At 73.7% G+C, this 15,841-nt stretch carries 13 protein-coding genes; 7 read left to right on the plus strand and 6 right to left on the minus strand.

What is annotated here, in order from left to right:
• Nucleotides 1-115: 115 nt before the first annotated feature.
• Entirely contained in the window at nucleotides 116-1,012 is an 897-nt protein-coding gene (locus ACFWI8_RS02435) for a TauD/TfdA dioxygenase family protein (protein WP_387084661.1), read from the plus strand.
• 136 nt (nucleotides 1,013-1,148) lie between these two features.
• On the opposite strand, the gene ACFWI8_RS02440 is transcribed toward ACFWI8_RS02435, so the two are convergent.
• Together ACFWI8_RS02440 and ACFWI8_RS02445 are read right to left on the minus strand one after the other, a co-directional pair.
• Nucleotides 1,149-2,054 (minus strand): glutathione S-transferase C-terminal domain-containing protein, encoded by a 906-nt coding sequence (locus ACFWI8_RS02440; protein WP_387084663.1) that lies wholly within the window; start codon nucleotides 2,052-2,054, stop codon nucleotides 1,149-1,151.
• 368 nt (nucleotides 2,055-2,422) lie between these two features.
• A complete protein-coding gene (locus ACFWI8_RS02445) occupies nucleotides 2,423-3,529 on the minus strand; it encodes an LLM class flavin-dependent oxidoreductase (RefSeq protein ID WP_387084665.1) in 1,107 nt (368 codons plus the stop codon).
• 482 nt (nucleotides 3,530-4,011) lie between these two features.
• Between ACFWI8_RS02445 and ACFWI8_RS02450 the strand changes: the two genes are divergently transcribed.
• Nucleotides 4,012-7,173: a glycosyl hydrolase 115 family protein gene (locus ACFWI8_RS02450; protein WP_387084667.1), complete on the plus strand. Its 3,162-nt coding sequence runs from the start codon at nucleotides 4,012-4,014 to the stop codon at nucleotides 7,171-7,173.
• 76 nt (nucleotides 7,174-7,249) lie between these two features.
• Entirely contained in the window at nucleotides 7,250-8,101 is an 852-nt protein-coding gene (gene fdhD / locus ACFWI8_RS02455) for a formate dehydrogenase accessory sulfurtransferase FdhD (RefSeq protein ID WP_387084669.1), read from the plus strand.
• Between the two features lie 10 nt (nucleotides 8,102-8,111).
• Here fdhD and ACFWI8_RS02460 read toward each other — a convergent pair whose 3' ends face one another.
• Nucleotides 8,112-8,717 carry a TetR/AcrR family transcriptional regulator gene (locus ACFWI8_RS02460; RefSeq protein ID WP_387084671.1) on the minus strand — a complete coding sequence of 202 codons (606 nt, stop codon included), beginning with the start codon at nucleotides 8,715-8,717 and terminating at the stop codon, nucleotides 8,112-8,114.
• Nucleotides 8,718-8,772: 55 nt separating this feature from the next.
• Between ACFWI8_RS02460 and ACFWI8_RS02465 the strand changes: the two genes are divergently transcribed.
• Nucleotides 8,773-9,636 carry an alpha/beta fold hydrolase gene (locus tag ACFWI8_RS02465; RefSeq protein WP_387084673.1) on the plus strand — a complete coding sequence of 288 codons (864 nt, stop codon included), beginning with the start codon at nucleotides 8,773-8,775 and terminating at the stop codon, nucleotides 9,634-9,636.
• Nucleotides 9,637-9,642: 6 nt separating this feature from the next.
• Here ACFWI8_RS02465 and ACFWI8_RS02470 read toward each other — a convergent pair whose 3' ends face one another.
• Nucleotides 9,643-10,641, minus strand: a complete 999-nt coding sequence (locus tag ACFWI8_RS02470; protein WP_387084675.1) for a bile acid:sodium symporter family protein — start codon at nucleotides 10,639-10,641, stop codon at nucleotides 9,643-9,645.
• Between the two features lie 137 nt (nucleotides 10,642-10,778).
• Between ACFWI8_RS02470 and ACFWI8_RS02475 the strand changes: the two genes are divergently transcribed.
• Together ACFWI8_RS02475 and ACFWI8_RS02480 are read left to right on the plus strand one after the other, a co-directional pair.
• Nucleotides 10,779-11,621 carry an aldo/keto reductase gene (locus ACFWI8_RS02475; protein ID WP_387084677.1) on the plus strand — a complete coding sequence of 281 codons (843 nt, stop codon included), beginning with the start codon at nucleotides 10,779-10,781 and terminating at the stop codon, nucleotides 11,619-11,621.
• Nucleotides 11,622-11,744: 123 nt separating this feature from the next.
• The gene (locus ACFWI8_RS02480; protein WP_387084800.1) at nucleotides 11,745-12,242 is read left to right on the plus strand and encodes a GNAT family N-acetyltransferase; all 498 of its coding nucleotides are present in this window, start codon (nucleotides 11,745-11,747) and stop codon (nucleotides 12,240-12,242) included.
• A 162-nt stretch (nucleotides 12,243-12,404) separates the two neighbouring features.
• Here ACFWI8_RS02480 and ACFWI8_RS02485 read toward each other — a convergent pair whose 3' ends face one another.
• Both ACFWI8_RS02485 and ACFWI8_RS02490 read right to left on the minus strand, forming a co-directional pair.
• Nucleotides 12,405-12,713: a 4a-hydroxytetrahydrobiopterin dehydratase gene (locus tag ACFWI8_RS02485; RefSeq protein WP_387084679.1), complete on the minus strand. Its 309-nt coding sequence runs from the start codon at nucleotides 12,711-12,713 to the stop codon at nucleotides 12,405-12,407.
• 38 nt (nucleotides 12,714-12,751) lie between these two features.
• Nucleotides 12,752-14,845, minus strand: a complete 2,094-nt coding sequence (locus ACFWI8_RS02490) for a phage holin family protein (RefSeq protein WP_387084681.1) — start codon at nucleotides 14,843-14,845, stop codon at nucleotides 12,752-12,754.
• A 215-nt stretch (nucleotides 14,846-15,060) separates the two neighbouring features.
• On the opposite strand from ACFWI8_RS02490, the gene ACFWI8_RS02495 reads away from it, so the two are divergent.
• Nucleotides 15,061-15,840 carry an MBL fold metallo-hydrolase gene (locus ACFWI8_RS02495; RefSeq protein ID WP_387084683.1) on the plus strand — a complete coding sequence of 260 codons (780 nt, stop codon included), beginning with the start codon at nucleotides 15,061-15,063 and terminating at the stop codon, nucleotides 15,838-15,840.
• Nucleotide 15,841: the final 1 nt, after the last annotated feature.

The raw sequence follows: 15,841 nt of genomic DNA on the forward strand, positions 1-15,841 counted from the left end.
GGCCGCGCCGGCGAGGGACCGGGAAGTGAATTCCCCGACGCCGGAAACGGGTTTATCGCGCCACGCGTTTTACAAGATCGAGGCAGAGTCGCACCTCCGCACGAAGGGCCCGCGCATGACCACCGCACCCCCCACTCTTCGCATCACCCGCCTCGGCGGCCGGATAGGCGCCGTCGTCGAGGGCGTCCGGCTCGGCGGCGACCTGACGCCCGCGACCGTGGCCGAGATCAGGGCCGCCGCGCTGGCCCACAAGGTGATCTTCTTCCGCGACCAGCACGAGTTGGACGAGGAGGGACACGAGGCGTTCGGGCGGCTCTTCGGCCCGCTCTTCGCGCACCCCACCGTGCCGGCGGCCGACGGGCGTTACGCGTTCCCCGTCGACTCCGAGCACGGCGACCGGGCCAACCGCTGGCACACGGACGTCACCTTCGTGCCGGCCTACCCGGCGTTCTCCATCCTGCGGGCGATCACCATCCCGCCCTACGGGGGCAACACCGTCTGGGCCAACACGGCCGCCGCCTACGCCGGCCTGCCCGAGCCGCTGCGGGCGCTCGCCGACGGCCTGCGGGCCATCCACACCAACGAGTTCGACTACGCCGCCGTCCGACCGGAGGCCGACGCCAAGCAACTGGCCCGGTTCCGCGAGGTGTTCGCGGCCACCCGGTTCCGCACCGAGCACCCGGTGGTGCGGGTGCACCCGGAGACCGGTGAGCGCACCCTGCTGCTCGGCAACTTCGTGCAGCGCCTGGCGGGAGTGCGGGCCAGGGACTCCCAGTTGCTGTTCGAGCTGTTCCAGGGGCACATCGAGCGCCCGGAGAACACGGTCCGCTGGCAGTGGCGGGCCGGGGACGTGGCCATGTGGGACAACCGCGCCACCCAGCACTACGCCGTCGACGACTCGGACGGCCACCAGCGCTCGCTGCGTCGGATCACCGTGGACGGCGAGCTGCCGGTGGCCCCGGACGGCTCCACCAGCCGCCTGCTCGAACCGGCCGAGATGCCGGGGCGCTGAGCGCTTCGCCGGACCGCGCGGGGAGGGGCGACCGCCGGCCGGCCGTGGCCGTTGGCGCGCCCCCCGTGGAGCCGCCCCGCGATCACCGCGGCTCCCCCCGAGAGGCGCGGACCGGCGCCGGCTTCGGCCGGAGTGCTCAGCGCGGGTGGCGCTGCCTGGCCGGCGAGGCCAGCAGGTCGTCGGTGGCCGTCCAGTCGATGATCTGGACGGCCGCGCCGGCGGCCTCGAGACCCCGGCAGTCGTGGTGGTGGCGGCGCTCGATCTCCTCGAGACGCAGCTGCCTGGCGAAGGCCGGGTTCGCCAGCAGCCGGCGGGCGAACGCCCACAGCCGCGGGTGCGCGGCGATCCGGTGCACCGCCTCCGCGTCCAGGTGCCAGCGGTGCACCGTGTCCAACTGCACCAGCGTCACCCACAGGTGGACGTCGGCGGCGGTCAGCGCGTCGCCGACCAGGTGGGGCCCGGTCGCGAGCCGTTCCTCCAGCGCGCCGAGCGCGCCCAGCAGGATATCGAGCGCCGCGGCCCGGCTCGCGTCGTCGCCGCCGGCCTGCCCGGCGCGCTGCGCCGCCGCGCCGATGTCCCGCTCGCAGAGCAGGTCGAGTTCCCGGATCTCCCGCTCGGCCGTCGCCGGGTAGAGGTCGGGCCCGCCCGCGCCGCCGAACCGCAGGCAGAGGTCGCGCAGGATGTCGGGGGTGTGGTTGCTGACCACGCGGCCGGTCCAACGGTCGGCCAGCACCGGGGCCCTGGCGGCCCCGCGGTAGCCGTGGGCGGTCGCCTCGTAGGGCGCGCGCAGCGCCGCGTAGCCGGCGCCCGGGCCGTCGGGCACGGGCGGCAGCAGGGTGCGGGAGATCCGGTCGTCGAGGCCGAGCAGGGCGTGGGTGACGGCGATGCGCAGACAGCCGGGACAGGAGAGCGACAGGTACAGGTGGTAGCGGTGGGCCACCGGGTAGAAGCCGTGGTCGGCGTCGGGACCGATCCGGCCCCTGATGGCGGGCTCGGGCGGACAGACGGGCCGCGACGACGTCGTGGAACGGGACGTGGACATGGTTCTCCCTCGCGGGCGCGGACGGGAACGGGCGGGAGGTCGCCGGCCGGGCGAGCGGCGGGAGGGGTTCGCCCGGGCAGGCGGGAGCGACGGCTCGCGGCGGGTCGCCGCGGTCGATCAACCTCGTTGGTAGGAGCTGCAGACCCGGAGCAGATCGATGTGGAGCCGGGACGTCAACAGCCAGCCGGGCGGGACGGGGAGCCACGCGGCGGAAGCCGGGGCGACCGGGGGTTCGGTCGGGGCGGGCGGCGGCGGGGCGGGACAGTCGGTCGCGAGACCTCCGTCACCCATCCTGCCCGCCGCCCCTCGGTCTTTCGGTGCCCGTCAGCATGCGCCGGTCACGTCCGCTCGCGCGGCCCCCGGGCGCCTCATCCGGCCGCGGCGGCCGGCGCGCGCCGGGCCGCCAACTCCGCGTCGCGCCTGGCCACCTCCTCGCGGACGAGGGGGATGACGTGTCGCCCGAAGTCGATGGCGTCGCCGAGCAGGTCGTAACCCCGCGCCGAGATGATGTCCACTCCGAGGTCGTAGTAATCCAACAGCGCTGCGGCGACCGTCTCCGGGGTCCCGACCAGGGCGTTGGAGTTGCCCGCGCCGCCGGTGGCGGCCGCGGTCGGGGTCCACAGCGCGCGGTCGTAGCGTTCGCCCCGCTCCGCGATGGCCAGCAGTCGCTGCGATCCGGTGTTCTCGGGGGCGAACCCGCCGTCCCCGCCGCGCCGTTGCCTGATCGCGCCGACCGTGCGGTACGCCTTCTCCCAGGCGAGTTCCTCGGTCGGGGCGATGATGGGCCGGAACGCGACCTGGATGCGCGGTACTTCGCGGCGGCCGGCGGCGGCAGCGGCCTGCCGCACCGCCTCGATCTGCTGGGCGGTCTCGGCCAGCGGCTCGCCCCACAGGCAGTAGATGTCGGCCTCCGCGCCGCCGGCCGCGAGGGCGGCGGCCGAGGAGCCGCCGAACGAGACGCCGGGGCGCGGCTGTTGGACGGGGAAGACGTCGCTCACGTAGTCGTGGAAGGTGTAGTGCTCGCCCTCGTGGTCGAAGGGCTCGTGGCTGGTCCAGATCTTCTTGACGATCTGGATGTACTCGCGGGTGCGGGAGTACCGCTGGTCCTTGGTGAGGGTGTCGCCCTCCCGCCGCTGTTCGTGGTCGTTGCCGCCGGTGATGAAGTGGACGGTGAGGCGGCCGCCACTGATCTGGTCGAGGGTGGCGAAGGAGCGGGCGGCGAACGTCGGATAGGAGACGTTGGGCCGGTGGGCGAGCAGGATGTTCAGCCGCTCCATCCGGGCGGCCAGGAACGCGGCCGCGGTGGCCGGGTCGGGGGAGCCGGATCCGTAGGCGAACAGCACCCGGTCCCAGCCGTGGTCCTCGTGGGCGCGGGCGAGGCGGAGGGTGTAGCCCGGGTCGAACGCGGCGCCGGAGCGCGCGGTGGTCTCCGAGCCGTCGTTGGTGGCGGCGATACCGAGGAATTCGACGGGCATGGCGATGGGCCCCTTCGAAGGCGGGATGCGACAGGGCGGATGCGCTGGGGAGGGACGGCCGGGCCGCGCGGGGCGGCGGGGATCGACCGGTCAGGCGGCCACGCCGGGCAGGGCGGGGGCGGTCGGCCGCGTCAGGCGCGGCGACACGCGGCGGACCACACGCGACCGAAGTCGATGTGGTCGCGGGTGGTCAGGCGCCGCTCGCCGCTCATGCTCTCAGTGGAACAGCGCCCGACGTGGGCGTCAACCAGGTGGTCGGGATGTGGACCCGGCCGCCGCGGGCGGCCCGAAAGGTTTTCAGACCTCGGAGGGGTGCGCGTGCCGCCCGGCATGACCCCAACTCCCTTTCGGGACCACCGCCATGACAGTCGGGAACCGAGTATTGACCTGGGCATGCCCCGTCGTTAGCTTCGTCCGGAGTCACGGCCAGCATCTTCCGGAACCATCCCGAGAATTATCGGATCCCCGCACGGAGATTGATCATGACGAGCCGTCGCGCATTCCTCGGTCTCCTGCCGCTCACGGTGACGGCGGCCGGCACCGCACCCACCGTCGCCGCGGCCGCCCCCGCCGGCGCGGTCGCCACCCCGCCGGCGACAGAGCGGCGCAGCACCTTCGTCTCCACCGTCTGGCAGCCGGGCAGCCTGCCCCTGTCGACCGACGGCAGGACCGTCCCGATCGTCGTGAGTTCGGCCGACCACCCGGGCGTGCTGCGGGCGGTGCGCGACCTGCGGACCGACCTCGAACGGGTCACCGGTGCCGCCCCCGAGATCAGCCACGACCGGGCGCCGGCCGGCCAGGACGAGCTCGTCATCGTCGGCACCATCGGCCGCAGCCCGCTGATCGACCAGCTGGTCGCCGCCGGGAAGGTGGACATCGCCGGCATCGCCGGGAAGTGGGAGACCACCCGCGAGCAGCTCGTGCACAATCCGCTGCCCGGGGTGCGGCGCGCGTTCGTGATCGCCGGGAGCGACCAGCGCGGCACCATCTACGGCGTCTACGAGACCTCGCGCCAGCTCGGCGTCTCGCCGTGGCACTGGTGGGACGACGTGCCGGTCCCCCGCCACGAGCGGGTCTACCTGCTGCCCGGCCGGTTCACCCAGGGCACCCCAGCCGTGAAGTACCGCGGCTTCTTCATCAACGACGAGAACCCGGCGCTCGGCACCTGGGCCCCGGCGTTCTTCGGCCCGGGCCACGCCCCCGACTTCCCCAACGGCTTCAACAGCGCCTTCTACGCCCGGGTGTTCGAGGTGATGCTGCGGCTGCGGGCCAACTACCTGTGGCCCGCCGTCTGGGGCCGCGCCTTCGCCGAGGACGATCCGGCCAACCACGCGACCGCCAGGGAGTACGGCGTCGTCATGGGCACCTCGCACGAGGCTCCCATGATGCGCGGCATCGAGGAGTGGAACCGGCACGCGGTCCCGGCCCGGCGCGACGCGGCCGGGAACGTCGTCACCCCCGGGAGCGACCCGTACGGCGGCACCGGCGAGTGGAGCTTCCGCCGCAACGGCGAGGCCATCAGGCGCTACTGGGCGGACGGCGTGCGCCGCATGGTCGAGGAGGACTTCGAGGGCGTGGTCACGCTCGGCATGCGCGGCAACGGCGACGTCAGCCTGCCCGACGGGGACGGCATCGAACTCATGGAGTCCATCCTGGCCGCGCAGCGCGAGATCCTGGCCGAGGTGACCGGCGCCGAGGACCTGACCGCCATCCCCCAGGTGCAGACGCTCTACAAGGAGGTGCAGCGCTACTGGGACCAGGGTCTTCGCCCGCCGGACGACGTGACCGTCGTCTTCTGCGACGACAACTGGGGCAACATGCGCAAGGTCCCCGACCCCCGGCTGCCGGAGCGGTCCGGCGGCTACGGCCTCTACTACCACTTCGACTACGTAGGCGGCGGCCGCAACTACAAGTGGGTCGACACCGTCAACCTCGCCTCCACCTGGGAACAGTTACACCTGTCGTACCGGTACGGCATCGACCGCCTCTGGGTGGTCAACGTCGGCGACCTGAAGGCGGAGGAGCTGCCTTTGCAGTTCTTCCTGGACTACGCCTGGGACCCGGAGCGTTGGCCGATCGAGCGGCTCGGCGAGTGGGAACGCCAGTACGCGGAGCAGAACTTCGGCCGCCGGCACGCCGAGGCCATCGCCGGGGTCCTGCACGACTACGGCGTCCTCCAGGCGCGCCGCAAGCCGGAGTTGCTCAACCGGCGGATCACCGTCGACCCGACGAAGGACCCGGCCACCGACGCCTCCGCGATCGTCTACGACGACCAGGCGACGCCGTTCAGCCTCACCGACTACCGGGAGCTGGAGCGGGTCACCGCCGAGTGGGAGGAGCTGGACGCGCGGGCGCAGCGGATCGGTGAGGCACTGCCCGTCGAGTACCACGACGCGTACTACCAGTTGGTGCAGTACCAGGTGGAGGCGACCGCCAACCTCTACGCCCTGCGGGCCGCCGAGTTCACCAACCTGCACTACGCGCGGCAGGGCAGAGCCGCCGCCAACCAGCTCGCCGACGACACGGACGCCAGGTTCGCCGATGACCAGGCGATGTCGGACTACTACAACAACACGCTGCGGGACGGGAAGTGGGCCGGCTTCCAGACGCAGCCGAAGATCGGCTACGGCGACGTCGCCCGCTACGGGCAGGACGCGCCGTGGCAGCAGCCGCAGACCCCCGACCACGTGGCGCTGCCGGACGAGGTGTTCCCGCCGGTGCGCAGGATCGACCCGCCGGCCGGCGCCGAGCTCGGCGTGGCGATCGACGGCTCTGCCGAGTGGTGGCCGGCCGCCCAGGGCCCGGCCGTGCTCCCCGAGTTCAGCCCCTACCAGTCGCAACCCGCCCAGTATGTCGAGGTGTTCAACCGGGGCCGGCAGCCGTTCGACTTCCGGATCGAACCCGGCGTGCCGTGGCTGCGGGTCTCCCCCGCCGCCGGCACCGTCACCAGCCAGGTGCGGGCCGAGGTCACGGTGGACTTCGGCGCGGCTCCGCTGGGCACCACCCGGGTGCCGCTGACCGTCACCGGGCCCGGCGGCGCGAGCGTCGAGGTGACGGCGGTGGTCACCAACCCGGGCGTGCCGCTGCGCCGGCTCGCCGGCTTCGTCGAGGCCAACGGCTACGTCTCCATCGAGGCCGGGCACTTCGACCGGGCGGTGGGCGGCGCCGGAGTCCGCTGGCAGCGCGTCCCCGACCTGGGCCGCACCGGCGACGGCGTCACGCCGTTCCCGGTCACCGCGGACCGCCAGACCCCGGGCGGCCGCGGCCCGCGACTCGAGTACGACCTGACCCTGTTCACGGCGGGCCGGGTGCGGGTGCTCGCCTACCTCTCGCCGCGCAACAACGTGCTGCCGACGGACGGCCTGAGCTACGCGGTCTCGTTCGACGGCGCCGCTCCGGTCCCGGTGAACGTCACGGCGGTCAGCGGCGCGGACGACACCTCCATGAACCGGCAGTGGGAGCACGGTACTTCGGACAACGTCCGGATCACCACCACCGAGCACACCATCGCGGAGCCGGGGCGGCACGTGCTGCGGTTCTGGATGGTGGACCCGACTGTGGTGCTGCAGAAACTGGTCGTCGACACGGGCGGGCTGCGCCCCAGCTACCTGGGCCCGCCGGAGAGCAGACGCGCCGACGGCTGACGCGTTTCGGTCGATTGTCGACGGTATCCCGTACACAGCGGGCGCTTTCCGGCTCGCTTCGGGGCATGATGAACCCATGGGACGAGTCACCGAACGCCGCCGCGTCGTCCGGATCCGGGACGGTGCCGTCAGCCGGCGGGCCGACACCCTGGTGGGTGAGGAGCCCCTGGAGATCCGGGTCAACGGACGCGCCATCGCCGTCACCATGCGCACGCCGGGCGACGACTTCGCGCTCGCCGCCGGATTCCTCGTCAGCGAAGGGGTGTTGGGCCGGCCCGAGGAGCTGGCCCGCATCACCTACTGCGCCGGCGCCCAGGGCCCGGACGGCAGCGGCAACACCTACAACGTGCTGGACGTCCGCCTCGCGGACGGCGTCCCGCTGCCGGACATCACGCTGGAGCGGAACGTCTACACGACCTCGTCCTGCGGCGTCTGCGGCAAGGCCAGCCTGGACGCGGTGCGGACCACGGCCCGCTGGCCGCTGCCGCTGACCGGCGGCCCGCGCCTCGACCCGGGCCTGCTGGCCGAGCTCCCCGACCGGCTGCGGTCCGCGCAGCGCGTCTTCGACCGCACCGGCGGCCTGCACGCCGCCGCCCTCTTCGCGGCCGACGGCCGACTCCTCGACGTCCGGGAGGACGTGGGCCGCCACAACGCGGTCGACAAGGTGGTCGGCCGCGCCCTGGAACAGGGGCTGCTGCCACTCACCGACACGGTGCTGCTGGTCTCCGGCCGGGCCTCCTTCGAACTGGTCCAGAAGGCGGTGATGGCCGGCATCCCGGCCCTCGCCGCCGTCTCGGCGCCGTCCTCCCTCGCCGTCGACCTGGCCGAGGAGTCAGGACTCACCCTCGTCGGCTTCCTGCGCGGCACGTCCATGAACGTCTACGCGGGCGCGGACCGTGTGATCCTCCCGGAGGCCGCCGCGGTCTGACGGGTCGCCGTCACGGCGATCGGAACAGCTCGTCCAGATGACGGGTGAGGATCGTCAGCGCCGACTCGCCGGAGCGCTGGCCGCCCAGCACGCTCGAGCCCAGGCCGTTGACCATGGCCAGCAAGCCGGCGGCGGTCATCTCGGGGTCCCTGCCCGCGTCGATCTCCCCGGCCTGTTGTGCCGCGCGGACCTGCTTGACCAGGAAGGACTCCAGCAGGTCGGGCTGGGCGGTGCCGCGCCTCCCCGTCAGTTCGGGATCGCTGAGGACCAGCGTGTAGTAGGCGGCGTAGGTCCTGGTGATCCGGCGGCTCTCCTGGTCGGTCGGCAGGATGCTCGACAGGACCGCGGTCACGACGCCGCGCGGCGTGGCCGGGGCCCCCGCCGCGGCGATCCACCTCTCCATGCGGGCCCGGAGTTGGCCGCCGAGCCTGTCCAGCGCGTCAAGCAGCAGCGCCTCCTTGGTGGTGAAGTAGTACTGCACCAGCCGCAGCGAGACGCCGGCCTCCGCGGCGACGGCCCGCATGCTGGCCGACTGCAGGCCCTGCGTGTCGGCGATGCGCAGCAGCGCCTCGGCGATCTGCCGCCTGCGCTCCTCGTGATCGACCCGGACGGGCACGGCGCCCACCTCCCTCGCGGTACACCCGTATCATAAAATGTGATACACCTGTATCATGAAGCTGAGCGAGTTCAAGGACGAGAAGGCCAGGGCCCGCTACCACGGCGCCTACGAGCGAGCCCTGGCCCGCCTGTGGCCGGGGCCGCGCACCGCGCTCGACATCCCGACCGCCTTCGGCACCACCCGCGTCTACCGGACCGGCCCCCGGCACGGCGAGCCGATCGTGCTGCTCCCGGGATCGGGGGGCAACGCGCTGATGTGGCACCGGTACGTCGAGGTGCTGGCCCGACGCCATCCGGTCATCGCCGTCGACACCCTCGGCGAACCGGGCGCGAGCACGCAGACCGCCCCGATCGAGGGCGGTCGGGACGGCGCGGCCTGGCTGGACGAACTCCTGGTCGCGACGGAGGCCACGGCTCCCCACATCGTCGGCTGCTCCTACGGCGGCTGGCTCGCCCTCAACCACCAGATCCACCACCCCGACCACGCGGGCGGCCTCACCCTGGTGGACCCGGCGGGCTTCGCCGACTTCGGCCCGCGCTTCTACGCCTGGCTGATCGCCGGCGGTCTCGCCGCGACGGCACCGCGACCACTGCGCCCGCGTCTGGCACGCCTGGTCGGCAACTCCGCCATCCTGGAGCGTGAACTCATGGGCCTGATGCGCGCCTCGCGGGGGTTCCGCCGTGCGCTTCCCGTGCCACCGGTCTTCTCGGACGAGGAACTACGCCTGGTGCGCGCCCCGGCGCTCTTCCTGCTCGGGGCACGCAGCGCCATGCACGACTCGCGCGAGGTCGCCGACCGCCTCGGCAGGACCGTGCCCGCCGCCCGGGTCGAGATCGTGCCCCGGGCCGGGCACGCGTTGCCGACCGACGAACCGGCCCTGGTGGCGGACCGCATCCTCAGCGCCGTGGAGCGGTAGCGCCACTCAGCGGTGGGCCGGTTCCTGGGCGACCACGGTCGTCGTCGGCCGGGGTTCCTTCGAGCCGGGCGCCGGCAGGCGCGCCCAGCGGCGGGCGATGAACGCGCACACGATCAGCTGGAGCTGGTGGAAGATCATCAGCGGCAGCACCGCCATCGCCGCCTGACCCTGGAAGATCACGCCGGCCATCGGGAGGCCGGCCGCCAGCGACTTCTTCGAGCCGGCGAAGACGATCGCCACCCGGTCGTCCCGCTCGAAGCCCAGCCGCCGCGAGCCCCAGGTGGTCAGCAGCAGCATCACCGCGAGCAGCACCACCAGCACGCCGAACAGCGCGACCAGACGCCGCCAGCTGACCTCCCCCCAGACGCCCTGCGTCATGCCCTCGCTGAACGCCGCGTAGACGACGACCAGCACCGAGCCACGGTCCACCAGGGACAGCACCCGCCGGTGCCGTTTGACGAAGCCGCCGATCCAGCGGCGCAGCAGCTGGCCGAGCACGAAGGGCAGCAGCAGCTGCCCGCCGATGGCCAGCAGCGTGTCCGGGGAGAAGCCGCCGCTGGCGCCGATCAGGCCGGCGGCGAGCAGCGGTGTCACGATCACGCCGAGCAGGCTGGAGAAGGAGCCGGCGGCGATGGCGCCCGCGACGTTGCCCCGGGCGATGGAGGTGAAGGCGATGGAGGACTGGACCGTGGAGGGCACCAGGCACAGGAACAGCAGGCCCGGGTAGAGGGGGTCGCTGACCAGCCACGGCACCAGGCCGCGCGCGGCGAGGCCGAGCAGCGGGAAGACGACGAAGGTGCAGGCGATGATCGTCAGGTGGAGCCGCCAGTGACGCAGCCCGTCCATGGCCTCGCGGGTGGAGAGCCGGGTGCCGTAGAGGAAGAAGAGGAGCCCGATGATGCCGACGGTCGCGTCGTCCACGCCGTCCGCGACCCGGCCGCTGGCGGGGAACAACGCGGCCAGCCCGACCGTCGCGAACAGCAGCACGATGAAGGGGTCGATCATTCGGGCCAGTCTGCGCACGTTCGCCATTGTCTCTCCTCGGCCCGCGTGATGCGGCGCGGGGGCCGGTCGGGGACGATGGGCCGAGAGATCCCACCGGAAGTTCGCACCAACTCGCACGAAAAGGACAGAGGTACCCCGTGAGCAGCGTCCCGAACGTGACCCTCGGCAACGGTGTGGCGATGCCGCAACTCGGCTTCGGCGTCTGGCAGGTCCCGGACGACCAGGCGGAGACGGCCGTGGCCCAGGCCCTGGCCGCCGGCTACCGCAGCATCGACACGGCGCAGATCTACGGGAACGAGGAGGGCACGGGGCGGGCGCTGGCCGCCTCGGGGGTGGACCGTGGCGAGCTGTTCGTCACCACCAAGCTGTGGAACAGCGCGTCGGAGACCTGGACCCGGGACGCCGTGCTGCGGGAGTTCGACGCCTCCCTGGCCCGCCTCGGGCTCGACTACGTCGACCTCTACCTCGTCCACTGGCCGCGCGCGATGCGCGACGACTACGTGACCATCCTCCGGGCCTTCGGCGAGCTGGCCGAGACCGGCCGCGCCAGGGCGGTCGGCACCTCCAACTTCCACCCGCCGCAGCTGCGGCGGGTGGTGGAGGAGACGGGCGTGGTGCCGGCGGTCAACCAGATCGAGCTGCACCCCTACCTCCAGCAGTCCGAGCTGCGCGCCCTGCACGCGGAGCTCGGCATCGCCACCGAGGCGTGGTCGCCGCTCGGCCAGGGCAAGGGGCTGCTCGACGACGCCGTGATCGGCCGGATCGCCGAGAAGCACGGCCGGACCCCGGCCCAGGTGGTGCTCCGCTGGCACCTGCGGATCGGCAACGTGGTGATCCCCAAGTCCGTGACGCCGTCCCGGATCAGGGAGAACATCGACGTCTTCGACTTCGACCTCGACGAGGACGACCTGGCCGCGTTCGCGACCCTGGACCGGGGCACCCGCTTCGGCCCCGATCCGGACACCTTCGACTGGAGCTGACGAGAAGGGCCGGGGCAAATCCGCTGGACGCCTGCCGGTTGATCCGTGACCATCTGCACGGTGAAAGATGAAGCCGACCACCAGGACGCACGAGTGCGCTTCGTGGAACTGTCCGGCGGAGCGATGTCCGCGCTGCTCGAAGGGGACCTGTCCGCGGCCGGCAGGGCGGCGGGAGTTCCCCTGAGCGATTACTTCGTGACCGACAGGGCTCGCTGGCTGTGGCGGTTCCGGCTCGGCCAGATCGCCGCGGACCCCGGTCACGCGCGGTGGATGGCGCGGCAGGCGGTGATCGGGGAGGAAGGTGTCGTCGTCGGGCACTGCGGGTTCCACGGGCCGCCCGACGAGGCGGGCATGGTCGAGATCGGTTACTCGGTCGCGCCTGACTTCCGCCGCCGGGGCTATGCCCGGGCGATGCTGGTCGAGTTGCTGCGCCGGGCCGCCGGCGAATCCGTGGTCACGACCGTGCGGGCGACGATCAGTCCCGACAACGTGGCGTCCCTGGCCACGATCGCCGGGTTCGGCTTCGTCGAGGTCGGTGAGCAGTGGGACGAGGAGGACGGCCGCGAACTCGTCTTCGAAGTCCGCGCCGACCTCGCCTCCGGCACGAGGCAGAAGGCCTAGGTCCTGTCCGGTCGATCTTTTCGGATCAGGCCGCGGCGTCAGACGCGGTGCGTCGCAAGGCGCCGGATCGCAGCTCATACTTGGCCGTATTCGCGCGATTCGGTAACGCAGCGAGGTGCCGTGTATGGCGTCGCGGCCCCGGAAAGATCGGCCCGACAGGGCCTAGGGTCGCACGCCGTGCGCGGGCGCGATCTCCTCGATGCGGCGGGCCAGCTGGACGTCGAGTTCGGTCACCCTGCCGCCGACGCTGTGGGTGTTGACGGCGACGTGGAGCCGGTTGTAGGTGACGGTCAGCTCGGCGTGGTGGTTCAGCTCCTCCTGCACGGCGGCGACGTGCGTGAGCAGCGCGACGGCCGGCAGGTGGCCGGCGAGCGTGTAGTCGCGCTCCAGCCGGTCGTCGCGCACGGTCCAGCCGGGCAGGCCGCTCAGGCACTCGGCGATCTCCAGCTCCGTCAACGGCTGCGGTGCCATGGTGTGTCCCTCCTCCGCGTCGGACGCCGGTGACCAGCCTAGGACGGCGTGCCGGTCGTCGCCCGCGGGCGGGGTTCGGCGGGGTGGGCCGCCGCCTCGGCGAGCCAGCGGCGCAGCACGCGGTGGACGGCCTCGGCGCCCACCAGCTCGGCGTCGGGCGGGGACAGCGCGAGGGGCGACATCAGGAAGGCCCGGCTCTGTTCGCCGCCGAGGCCGCCGTGTGAGCCGAGCTGGTCCTCGAAGGCGTGCACCTCGCCGGTGTCCGGGTCTACGGCGGAGTTCACCATGATGTCGGCGGCGTGCGGGAAGCCGGCGGTGCGGCGGACGGCGTCGGCCGCACCGGGGCCGAAGGGCGCGAGGGGGTCGGCGCCGAGCACCTCGCCGGTGGCGAGCCGGTGCTGGGCGCCGCCGGCGCCCAGCACCACGGGCCCGTGCCGCTCGCTGTGCACCAGCAGGAAGCCGATCCCCCGGTGGTCGGCGAGGGTGCGCAGCAGGTCGGGGTAGCGGGCGGTGATCGCCTCGGCGGAGGCCCGTCCTGGCAGGTCGGGGAGGGAGATCAGGCCGAGGTTCCCCGAGCCGAGCACGATGGGCGCGCCGCGCCCGCGCGCCGGCCCGCCGGGCGGCTCGGGCGGCTCCTCCGGGCGGTGCAGCGCGGCCCTGGCCACCCCGCGCGCCTCGGCGCCCGCCGGCTCGCGCTCCCCGGCGGCGCCGGTCCTGCACGCCTGGCGCGGCACGGGGGGCCGGCCGCAGCCGGCGCGCACCAGTTCCTCGAGCGAGAGGCCGTACCTGGACCTGAAGGTCTCGCCCTGGCTCTGTCCGTGGTCGGAGAGCAGCACCAGGTGGTAGGGGCGCGGCGCGTACCTGATGGCCTGGGCTATCGCGGCCACGCACCGGTCGATGCCGGCCAGCACCTGCCGGGTGTCCCGGCCGCGCGGGCCCGAGTGGTGGGCGACCTCGTCGTAGGCGACGAGGTCGGCGTAGACGGCGGTGCGCCCGTTGATGACGTCGCCGGCTACGGCGGCGGTGACCACGTCCCGCTGGACGACCGTGGCGAAGGCCCTGATCAGCGGGTAGAGGCCGCCCCTGGCGACGCGGGGGCGCTCGCCGCGCAGCCGGGCGCCGAGCGACTGGCCGACCTCGCGCACCAGCTCGGCGAGGAAGGAGAGCGCGGTGCGGGCGGCGTGCGCCGGGTCGGAGAAGTAGGCGAAGTAGCCGGCGCGGGAGCGCTGCCCCGGGCCGCGCCTGGCCACCGAGAGCACCAGCGCCACCTGGTCGGCGCCGCCGCTGAACAGGTTGCCGCGGCTGGCGCCGTCGTGGGCGAGCAGCCCGGGGTGGCCGCTGCGCGCGGTGGCACGGCGCTGGAGCTCGGCGGCGCTCGACGGCCGGTTGCTGACGATCAGCTCGCCGGTCTCCTTCTCGTACCAGCGGAAGGCGGGCACGTCCTCGTTGCTGCCGTGCAGGATGGCGAGCTGGGAGGCGCCGGTCTGGCTCGACCAGTCGGTGCGCCAGGGCGTGAGCCGGTGGGTGGTGCCGCACATGGCGGCGAGCGTCGGCATCAGGGGGCGCTCGCCGGCGACGGCCTCGCACAGCAGCTCGTAGCCGACGCCGTCGAGCTGGAGGAAGACGGTCCCGGGGGTTCCGGGGGTGCCGGAGGAGGGCGCGGGCTGGCCCCGGGTGGCGCGCCAGCCGGCGAGCCGGCGCATCCTGCGGCGCTGCGCGCCGGTGTCGCGGACGGCGAGCAGGGTGCTGGTGCCGGAGGAGGCGATGGACATCACGGCCGCCACCACGGCGGCGACGGCGGGGCTGGCGGCGCCCCGCCCCTCGGGGACCGCGCTGAGCGCGAGCAGCAGCAGGGAGCCGTTGAGCAGGAAGACCAGCAGGCCGAGCACCAGCGCCGGCACGAGCAGCAGGGCGCGCACCAGCCAGGGCCACACCAGCGCGTTGAGCAGGCCGAAGAAGCCGGCGCCGAGCGCGGCGGTGAGGCCGAGCCGGGTCAGGCTGTCGCCGTCGGCCGACTGGAGGCGGAAACCGGGCAGCAGCAGCGCGAGCAGCACCATCGTGAGCGTGCTGACCGCCCAGACCGCGAGCACCCGCAGCAGCGCGGCACCCGCGCGCCAGGCCGTGACCGGCATCACGCCTCCTCCCTTGCTGGCTTCGACGACCGCTCTCCCATTCTCCCTGCCCCGCCAAATCGTCCCCTGGCGTCCCCTTCGCCCCACCGGGCACGGTGGCCTCGCCGACCGACCGCGGACCGTCGACGCGGCCCCGGCCGGGGCCGCGTGGCGGCCTGGCATCCTGGAAGGCGACGGCCGTCCGAGGAGCGTCCGGCGGCCGGGAGGAGTTCCTGATGCCGGTGGAGATCACCTGGTGGGGCCACGCCACCGCGACGGTGCGGGACTCCGGGACTACGGTGCTGACCGACCCGGTGCTCACGCTGCGCTGCGCCCACCTGTGGCGGCGCCGCGGCGCCCTGCCGCCGCCGGCCGCGCACCGCGCGGACGCGGTGCTCGTCTCCCACCTGCACGCCGACCACCTGCACCTGCGCTCGCTCTCCCGGGTCGCCGCCGGCGCGCTGCTCGTGCTGCCGCGCGGCGCGCTGCGCGCGGTGCCGCGCCTGCGGCGGCTTGCCGCGGGGCTCGAGGTGTGCGAGCTGACCCCGGGGGACAGCGTCCCGGTGGGCGGGGTGACGGTGCGGGCGGTGCCGGCCGCGCACGACGGGCGGCGGCTGCCGTTCCTCCCGCGCCGGGTCCAGCCGCTCGGCTATGTGATCGAGGGGGAGGCGAGGACGTACTACGCGGGCGACACCGACCTGTACGAGGCCATGGCCGCGGAGACGGGCCCGGTCGACACGGCGCTGCTGCCGGTGGGCGGCTGGGGGCCGCGCCTCGGGCACGGCCATCTGAACGCGGAGCGGGCGGCCGAGGCGCTGGTCGCGCTGCGCCCGCACAGCGCCGTGCCGGTGCACTACGGCACGTTCTGGCCGGTGGGCATGGCGGCGGTGCGGGCGTACGAGTTCCACTCGCCGGGGGACGAGTTCGTGCGGCACGCGGCGCGGCTGGCGCCCGGGGTGCGGGTGCACCGGCTCGGCCACGGCGAGAGCGTCCGGCTGGCGGTGACCGGCCGGTGAG

This window comes from Streptomyces sp. NPDC127098 (assembly GCF_042722465.1).
GTDB classification, from domain to species: domain Bacteria; phylum Actinomycetota; class Actinomycetes; order Streptomycetales; family Streptomycetaceae; genus Streptomyces; species Streptomyces millisiae.

What these genes read in the sequence shown, in the direction of transcription:
- ACFWI8_RS02435 (WP_387084661.1), top strand. Translation starts at nt 116, where the DNA reads ATGACCACCGCACCCCCCACTCTTCGCATCACCCGCCTCGGCGGCCGG.
- ACFWI8_RS02440 (WP_387084663.1), bottom strand. Translation starts at nt 2,054, where the DNA reads ATGTCCACGTCCCGTTCCACGACGTCGTCGCGGCCCGTCTGTCCGCCC.
- ACFWI8_RS02445 (WP_387084665.1), bottom strand. Translation starts at nt 3,529, where the DNA reads ATGCCCGTCGAATTCCTCGGTATCGCCGCCACCAACGACGGCTCGGAG.
- ACFWI8_RS02450 (WP_387084667.1), top strand. Translation starts at nt 4,012, where the DNA reads ATGACGAGCCGTCGCGCATTCCTCGGTCTCCTGCCGCTCACGGTGACG.
- fdhD (WP_387084669.1), top strand. Translation starts at nt 7,250, where the DNA reads ATGGGACGAGTCACCGAACGCCGCCGCGTCGTCCGGATCCGGGACGGT.
- ACFWI8_RS02465 (WP_387084673.1), top strand. Translation starts at nt 8,773, where the DNA reads ATGAAGCTGAGCGAGTTCAAGGACGAGAAGGCCAGGGCCCGCTACCAC.
- ACFWI8_RS02470 (WP_387084675.1), bottom strand. Translation starts at nt 10,641, where the DNA reads ATGATCGACCCCTTCATCGTGCTGCTGTTCGCGACGGTCGGGCTGGCC.
- ACFWI8_RS02480 (WP_387084800.1), top strand. Translation starts at nt 11,745, where the DNA reads ATGTCCGCGCTGCTCGAAGGGGACCTGTCCGCGGCCGGCAGGGCGGCG.
- ACFWI8_RS02485 (WP_387084679.1), bottom strand. Translation starts at nt 12,713, where the DNA reads ATGGCACCGCAGCCGTTGACGGAGCTGGAGATCGCCGAGTGCCTGAGC.
- ACFWI8_RS02490 (WP_387084681.1), bottom strand. Translation starts at nt 14,845, where the DNA reads ATGCCGGTCACGGCCTGGCGCGCGGGTGCCGCGCTGCTGCGGGTGCTC.
- ACFWI8_RS02495 (WP_387084683.1), top strand. Translation starts at nt 15,061, where the DNA reads ATGCCGGTGGAGATCACCTGGTGGGGCCACGCCACCGCGACGGTGCGG.